Raw genomic sequence first — 7533 nt, 5'->3', positions numbered from 1 at the left:
TTTCCTGAGTCATAGCTAATACAGTAGATTCCTTTGCTAACAACTTCAAAGATAAATTTAGCAAAAGTCAACATATTCAAAGATAAATTTAGCAAAAGTCAACATATTTTAGATGGGACAGCCGTGACAGGAATTGTACTGGTTGTTGAGATGACGATGAATTATGCTTTAATTTTGCCACTAATTGTCACTTGCTTTAGTGCTACGATTGCTGCAATCTTTATGGGTGGAAGTCCTATTTATAGCACGCTGTTGAGTCGGACACTGGTATTGGCAAAGCGTAAGAAGCTTTATCTGTCGTTTAAAAAGAGGAAAAATAGAAGTTTGTAGGGGCGTGTTGCATACGCCTATAAAGATATACTATTATGCGCAGCATGAATTAATGCATATGCTATAGAAGATATAATGCGTTTATTGGGATATATAATTTTAGTAGTTATATTTATTTTGGTTGCGGCATTGGCAGTGTTGAATGCACAGGAAGTAACCTTTAATTATTTGATTGGTACATTGCATTTACCGTTGATATTGCTACTGTTGGTGGTTTTTGTCTTGGGGCTTGTTATCGGTATGGTCTTGATGCTGCTGTCATGCAAAAAAAAACAGCGTGATAAGGTTGTCAAAGGATGATTGTCCTTGGTATTGAAACATCATGTGATGAAACGGGTATTGCCATTTATGATGGCTCAAAACACAAACTTCTTGCCAATGCATTATTTAGTCAGATTGACTTGCATGCGCAATATGGTGGTGTAGTCCCCGAGCTTGCCTCGCGTGATCATGTGGCTAAACTCATTCCGCTGACCAAAGAAGCGTTAGCAAAGGCTGGACTTGTGCTTGAGGATATTGATGCAATTGCTTATACGGCAATGCCAGGGTTGGTTGGCGCGCTGATGGTTGGCGCAACTTTTGCTAAAACATTAAGTTATATGTTGGATATTCCTGCGGTTGCTATTCATCACTTAGAGGGGCATTTATTAGCTCCGTTACTAAGTGAAGAGGTTAGACCTGAATATCCTTATGTAGCACTATTGGTCTCAGGTGGACATACGCAGTTAATAGCGGTTAAAAGCTTTGGGCAATATGAGCTACTGGGTGAGTCAATTGATGACGCCGCAGGTGAGGCTTTTGATAAAACGGCTAAGTTATTGGGTTTGCCTTACCCAGGTGGACCACATTTAGCGCAGCTTGCTGAAAAAGGGCGAGCGGGAGCTTTTACTTTTCCACGCCCAATGTGTGACCGACCTGGGTTTGATTTTAGTTTTAGTGGCTTGAAAACAGCCGTGCTTAATACTTGGCAGGCGCAAGATCATCAAAGTGAACAAATTAAAGCGGACATTGCATATGCATTTCAAGAGGCATTAATTGATACGATTGTCATTAAATGCAAGCGAGTGTTAAAGCATACAGCTATGAAGAATTTAGTGGTGTCAGGTGGAGTTAGTGCCAACAAAGGATTGCGGTCAGCGCTTAATGAGTTGGCACTTAAAAATCGTTGGCAGGTTTATTATCCGCCTCTTGAGTTTTGCACTGATAATGGTGCAATGATTGCCATTGCAGGAGCCTATCGTTTAGCAAATGGCTTTGTTGATCATGATATGGCGATTAATGTGAAACCAAGAGCGCCTTTGAATGTGCATTAATGTTTGAGTTGAAAACTTAAGTTTAGTTTTAATTTACCCCTCACCCGCGCAGCTTGAGCTGCACGACCTCTCCCACAAGGGGCGAGGTGAGATAATGGAAAACTTATTTTTTATCATTGAGCTAATGCTTTTTTGATTTCTTCGGGCACAAATGGGCGACCACCTACAGCTGGAATGCATGTGGCAATAAAGTTTGCTTCAGCACAGATCTTGCCATTGCAAAGCATTTTTTGGTGAAAACCAAATTTGATGTTGCTGATAGGTGTAAGCTCACAGGTGACTTCAACTTGGTCCCCTTTTTTAAGTGAGCTTTTAAACTTGAGCTCGTAAGATGCTAATACATAGAGTTTGCCTTCATCAGCAGCTTTGACGATATCTATGCCAAAGACGTCACGCATAAAATCATGGCGTACTTCTTGCATATAATACGGGTAATATAATCCATCAAGAATCCCCTGAAAATCGATATGTTCATCCTTGATGCTTAGTGTTTGGCTATACATTTATCTTCTCCTATTTTCTTTATCGATAGGTATTAAAACACGTTGCATTTACTTACGTCTATAGAGAATTACAAAACTATTTTAGAAAATTAGTTGTCAGTTTGACTGGTGATGATAAGATGAAGCTTCGCTAATTTTTTGATTCAAAAAAATGTTGGAAAATCATACATCGCACACGGTTTCAAGGATGAAAAAACTTGGAGGTATTTTGTTGATTGCCGGCACATCGATTGGTGCTGGCATGCTCGGTATTCCGTACGCTGTTGCGGCAGTTGGTTTTAAAACCGCATTGATCTTGTTGTTTATCAATTGGATTATTATGTTGACAACTGCCTTATTGATTGTTGAAGTCAATGTGCGTCAGCCATTAACGGCGGATCTAAATACTATGGCGTTTGCCACTTTGGGGCGCTTTGGGCAAGTTGTCAATTGGTTAGCTTATCTATTACTGCTGTATGCTTTGACGACCGCTTATATTGCCATGGGTGGCGGGCTGCTTGATCAATATGTACTTGGCGTAAGTAATTCAGGTGGTTATGGGGCATTGTTATTTACTGTGATATTGGGAGCGGTTATTTATTTCGGCACATCGGCAGTTGATCAACTAAATAAATTATTTTTCACCCTTAAAGCACTTTGTTTTATTGGGATTATTGTGGTGATTGTGCCGTATGTGCAGACCAGTCTATTGAGCACACAAAGCATGGGTATTGGCTATGCATGGTATGCTTTCCCTATCTTGATAACCTCTTTTGGATTTCATATTGTGATTCCAACAATTCGCAATTATTTTAAAAATGATCATGAGTTAAAACGAATTGTTGTTATTGGCGCGAGTGTGCCATTTGCCGTCTATGTCGTATGGATTGTTGTCACATTAGGTGTTGTCCCTGTTTTGGGGGAATATGGTTTTAAATATCTAATGACACATGGGGTTGATTTGGGTAAGGCATATCACCATCTACTGAATGTGCATGCAGCCAGTGGTTTTATCGTTGGCTTTTCCAATATTGCAGTCACAACATCTTTTCTTGGCGTGACGTTAGCACTATTCCACTTTAATCAAGATGCTTATCGCTTGAAAAAATCGACTAAAGCAAAGCTTTTAAACTTTGTGATTACCTATGTGCCGCCACTGATATTTGCCGTTTTTTTCGTCAATGGCTTCTTGGCGGCATTAGGCTATGCCAGTATCTTTGTTTGTATTTTGTTAATTATACTGCCGGCATGCATGGCATGGTCATTAAGAAATAGTGAGGGACGTAATACGCTGTCCAGTAAAGCGTATTTATCATTATTGATCCTATTGGGTACATTTATTATTGTACTGCAAATACTCAGTAGTATCGGTCTTTTAGCAGTATTAGCATGATTTTTCTTGAGCTTAAGCATATTTTTAGTCATAATTCAGCCGTTTTCATTTACCTTTAAAGCGATTTTCTGCTAAAACTAAATTGTGCGCATTTGATGAGCGTACTTTTTTCATTTGCTATTAGGTGACCCGTTTAGGCAGTGTATATGTTGGAATATCGAAGCCTTTGGTGGGATTGAGTTAAGCTTAAAAGTAAATGCTAAGTAGGAAAAATTCTAAAAAAAATTAAAAATTAAAAAATATGAAGTATCTTAATTAAGGGAATCCATGTCGGAAGATAACCAGATAACTTATGATGAGCTTGCTGCTGTTGCCGAACGTCTAAGTCGTGAGGGGCGCAAAGTCACACTTGAATATGTGCGTCGCGAGTTAGGCAAAGGGACACATGCGCAGATTGCGGTCCTTCTTGGTAAGTGGCAAAAAGAAAATGCGCAATTAATGCATGAAAATAAAAATGCAAGACCTAGATTTTCACAATCAAGATCGGATGATACGAAAAATACAGGCGCTTCTTCATTGCGTAGACCAGATATGAATGGGTTTAAATCGAAGAAGCCTATGCGTCAACAGCAATCTTCACATGGGCAAAGCGAATACAGAAAATCATATTCAAGAACGCAGTTTATTGGCAATGGCAATTCCGATGAATCTTATGAGGCTATCGCACCGTGTGAATCGCTGACCTCTGAGCGTTTAAAGGCAGAGCCTGATATTATCCAGAAGCTTTTTCAGGCATTAGCCATTATTAGAAGTACACGCTTGTTGGCACAAGAGCATTATCAAACAGCACAAAATGAGTTACTTAATATACGTATGACCTGTGATCAAGAAGTGCGTGATTTTCAAAAAAAGGCTAATGAGCAATTATTAGCACTGCAAACAGAGTTTAGTCGCTTGAAAACAACTTATGATCAAGAGATTATTGCCATTCGTCGTCAGTTAAGTATATACCCATCGTAAATCATTTTGCAGTGTTTACTTGTAAAGTAGTTTGTGAAGATTTTAGCAAGTTGGATTGCAGGTAATAGCTAGGACTATTATCAAAATTCAACTTGCCAAAAGCACGCAAAATACAAAGCAAAAAATTCTGTAAAATGGTTTGGGATGGGTATATAATTCTGCCTGCTAAGTTGATCAGACAGTCGCGTCTTACCACTTTTGGCAATTCAGAGTTTTGATAAAGCAAAAGCTTAGAGTCGGCAAAAGTGGTAGGACGAGGAAAGTCCGGGCTTCAAAGAGCAAGATGCCAGGTAACGCCTGGGAAGCGTAAGCTTACGGAAAGTGCAACAGAGAATAGACCGCCTGTATTGTTATATAGGTAAGGGTGAAACGGTGTGGTAAGAGCGCACCGCGCTTTTGGTAACAAAAGTGGCATGGTAAACCCCATCTGAAGCAAGGCCAAATAGGGTTGTAATAGTGTGGCTCGCGCTGCAACTGGGTAGGCTGCTTGAGCATTATGGTGACATAATGCCTAGAGAAATGACTGTCCACGACAGAACCCGGCTTATCGATTGACTTAGTAATGAATCCTGAATAAGTTGCGTCAGTTAGCACCTCTCCCCTTGCGGGAGAGGTCGTGCAGCTTAAGCTGCACGGGTGAGGGGAGTAATTGAAGCTCAACTTATTTTTGAATTATTACTTAGTATTTTTTACCTAATGCAAGATATTTGATATTTACCATACTTTCACTAGGGTTTTTGACTGATTTTCGTTATCCTTAAATACAGCTTTTATTGATAGTGCAAGCTTGAATTCCAAGTGTGGGCTTTGGTTTTTTTAAGATGATTTTTGGATAGAGAGCAATGGTGCAAGTAACGGACAAATATGCTTTAACCGCTGAAGGGTTGATTGATTTTCAGAAATGGTTGCCTTTATTAGAAGACTTTTATCCAAAACAACGTTTAGCAACGATTGCCGGTGCCATTGATATTTTGGCGCAATACGGTGTTGACGAGCCTTCGGTGCATGGTGGTACGTGTTTTGGTTATGGTGTTGAAATGGCAGCAGTTCTTTTTGATTTGCAGGCGGATGAGGAATCCGTCGCTGCCGCATTGTTATTTGAGCTTCATTATAATCAAAAAATTTCGCCAGAGCTTGTGCTTGAAGCTTGTGGTGAAGCGGTGTTGAAAATCCTTGATGGTGCCACGGCAATGTCAGCAGTCAGAGCTTTGCAAAATAACAAACCTAATCAGGCGCAAATTGATACCTTTCGTAAGATGCTATTAACCATTGTTGAAGATGTGCGCATCGTGTTGGTTAAGTTGGCAGATCGAGTGTGCACCATGCGTGCGGTTAAGAACTGGACGGAAAACTATAAGCAGACAATCGCTAAGGAAATCCTTGAGATATACGCACCATTGGCAAATCGTTTGGGTTTGTCAAAGACAAAGTGGGAGCTTGAGGATCGTGCTTTTGCCTGTTTATATCCTGTTGAATATAAGAAAATTGCCAGAGGACTAAAAAAGAAACGTTTACAGCGTGAAGCTTATATTCATGATGCAATGGATATGCTTGCTGCTGAGCTGAAAAAAGAAAATATTCACTTTGAGCTATCCGGTCGGGTGAAACACATCTATAGCATATGGCGCAAATTACGCAAAAAAGAACGTAGCCTTGATGAGCTATATGATATTCGGGCGATGCGTGTATTGGTTGATTCGATTGATGAGTGTTATCGTGCGTTAAGCATTGTTAATCAGTTGTGGGAGCCTATTGCTAGTGAATTTGCTGATTATATTGCCACGCCTAAGCCCAATGGTTATCGCTCAGTACATACCGTTGTCTATGGACCTGAGCATTTGAGTTTAGAGATTCAGATTAGAACACATCAAATGCATAATGAGTCTGAAATGGGTGTTGCGGCACATTGGCGCTATAAAGAGGGTGTCAAGCATGACCCAAGTTACGAGGCGCGCGTTAATTGGTTGCGATCCTTACTTGACTGGGAGACTGAGCTCGCCGATGAGTTGAAAAACGATGAGCTTAAAAAAGAGCTTGCTGGAAATCGAGTATATGTATTCACACCTAATGGTGATGTGATTGATCTGGAGTTAGGGTCCACTGTGCTTGATTTTGCTTATATGGTGCATACGATGATTGGACATCGCACTAAGGGGGCTAAAATCAATGGCAAGATTGTGCCTTTGACAACGAAACTGAGCACCGGTGACAAGGTTGAGATTCTCACTCACAAGGAACCAAGCCCCAGTTTGGATTGGGCAAATGCCGGAAGTGGCTTTATTCATTCAGCGAAAATTCGTGCACGCGTGGCACGTTGGTTTAAGCAATTAAATAAAGAGCAAAATGCGAGCTTAGGTCGCGAGCGTCTTTTGGATGAATTAAAGCAGCATCGTTTGAAATCAATTGATTATGCTGAGGTTGCCTCACATTTTAATATGGCGGATGAGGAAACATTTTATGCCGGTATTGAAACGGGGTCTCTGCGTTTTAATCAAGTGGTTAATTATATTGTTGAACATTACAAGCTTGTCGAAAAACCAACGGTTGAAGAAGTGGCGAGTAAAAGTGTTAATGTCACGCAAAGCTTAAAAGACAATGCACGCAAAACGGATTTAACAATTTATGGTGTTGATAATTTATTGTCACATATGGCAGGATGCTGCAAGCCGGTGCAAGGTGATGATATTGTTGGTTATTTGACACATGGTCGAGGCGTGACCGTACATAGAGCAGTGTGCCCCAACTTCTTGCGTTTAAGCTTAAGCTCCCCTGAGCGGGTGCTTGATGTCCAATGGGGTAAGAAGGATTTAAGGCGTTATCAGGTTGATTTGCTGTTGATTTGTAGTGATGTTGAAAAGGCGATGCATGAAGTCACCAGTATTTTAAACATTGAGAAGATAACCATTGCGGCATTACAACCTTCGTATTCAGATAAACATAAAACCATCAAACTAAGCTTGATTTTAACCGATATGCAAACTTTAGATACGTTGGCTAAAAAGATGAGCTCAACAGCTTATGTTGAGAATGTCACACGTGTGATCGCTTAGTTTTA

At 40.3% G+C, this 7533-nt stretch carries 7 protein-coding genes and 1 other RNA gene; 7 read left to right on the top strand and 1 reads right to left on the bottom strand.

Features of this window, described 5'->3' with window-relative positions; genetic code table 11:
• Positions 1 to 33: 33 nt before the first annotated feature.
• From ACTS4L_RS05780 to tsaD, 3 genes are all read left to right on the top strand, one after another.
• Positions 34 to 330, top strand: a complete 297-nt coding sequence (locus ACTS4L_RS05780; RefSeq protein WP_440651804.1) for a hypothetical protein — start codon at positions 34 to 36, stop codon at positions 328 to 330.
• 84 nt (positions 331 to 414) lie between these two features.
• Positions 415 to 630 carry a lipopolysaccharide assembly protein LapA domain-containing protein gene (locus ACTS4L_RS05775; protein WP_440651802.1) on the top strand — a complete coding sequence of 72 codons (216 nt, stop codon included), beginning with the start codon at positions 415 to 417 and terminating at the stop codon, positions 628 to 630.
• Positions 627 to 1643 carry a tRNA (adenosine(37)-N6)-threonylcarbamoyltransferase complex transferase subunit TsaD gene (tsaD, locus tag ACTS4L_RS05770; RefSeq protein WP_440616764.1) on the top strand — a complete coding sequence of 339 codons (1017 nt, stop codon included), beginning with the start codon at positions 627 to 629 and terminating at the stop codon, positions 1641 to 1643. The genes ACTS4L_RS05775 and tsaD overlap by 4 nt, the downstream gene beginning before the upstream one ends.
• A gap of 113 nt (positions 1644 to 1756) precedes the next feature.
• On the opposite strand, the gene ACTS4L_RS05765 is transcribed toward tsaD, so the two are convergent.
• On the bottom strand, positions 1757 to 2146 hold the full coding sequence (locus ACTS4L_RS05765) for an acyl-CoA thioesterase (protein WP_440616763.1): 390 nt from the start codon (positions 2144 to 2146) through the stop codon (positions 1757 to 1759).
• Between the two features lie 187 nt (positions 2147 to 2333).
• Here ACTS4L_RS05765 and ACTS4L_RS05760 point away from each other — a divergent pair, with 187 nt between their 5' ends.
• The 4 genes from ACTS4L_RS05760 (at position 2334) to ACTS4L_RS05745 (ending at position 7528) form a co-directional block, all read left to right on the top strand.
• Positions 2334 to 3518 carry an amino acid permease gene (locus tag ACTS4L_RS05760; RefSeq protein WP_440616762.1) on the top strand — a complete coding sequence of 395 codons (1185 nt, stop codon included), beginning with the start codon at positions 2334 to 2336 and terminating at the stop codon, positions 3516 to 3518.
• Between the two features lie 267 nt (positions 3519 to 3785).
• A complete protein-coding gene (locus tag ACTS4L_RS05755) occupies positions 3786 to 4478 on the top strand; it encodes a DNA-binding protein (RefSeq protein WP_440616761.1) in 693 nt (230 codons plus the stop codon).
• 166 nt (positions 4479 to 4644) lie between these two features.
• An RNA gene (gene rnpB, locus ACTS4L_RS05750) (RNase P RNA component class A) lies at positions 4645 to 5041 on the top strand.
• Positions 5042 to 5320: 279 nt separating this feature from the next.
• Entirely contained in the window at positions 5321 to 7528 is a 2208-nt protein-coding gene (locus tag ACTS4L_RS05745) for a RelA/SpoT family protein (RefSeq protein WP_440616759.1), read from the top strand.
• Positions 7529 to 7533: the final 5 nt, after the last annotated feature.

Source organism: Cysteiniphilum sp. 19S12-1 (genome assembly GCF_052030685.1).
In the GTDB taxonomy this organism is placed as follows: domain Bacteria; phylum Pseudomonadota; class Gammaproteobacteria; order Francisellales; family Francisellaceae; genus Caedibacter.
This window is presented reverse-complemented; position numbering and strand designations above follow the sequence as displayed.

Excerpts from the sequence above, each read along its gene's own strand:
- ACTS4L_RS05765 (WP_440616763.1), bottom strand. The coding sequence starts at position 2,146 with ATGTATAGCCAAACACTAAGCATCAAGGATGAACATATCGATTTTCAG.
- tsaD (WP_440616764.1), top strand. The coding sequence starts at position 627 with ATGATTGTCCTTGGTATTGAAACATCATGTGATGAAACGGGTATTGCC.
- ACTS4L_RS05760 (WP_440616762.1), top strand. The coding sequence starts at position 2,334 with ATGAAAAAACTTGGAGGTATTTTGTTGATTGCCGGCACATCGATTGGT.
- ACTS4L_RS05745 (WP_440616759.1), top strand. The coding sequence starts at position 5,321 with ATGGTGCAAGTAACGGACAAATATGCTTTAACCGCTGAAGGGTTGATT.
- ACTS4L_RS05755 (WP_440616761.1), top strand. The coding sequence starts at position 3,786 with ATGTCGGAAGATAACCAGATAACTTATGATGAGCTTGCTGCTGTTGCC.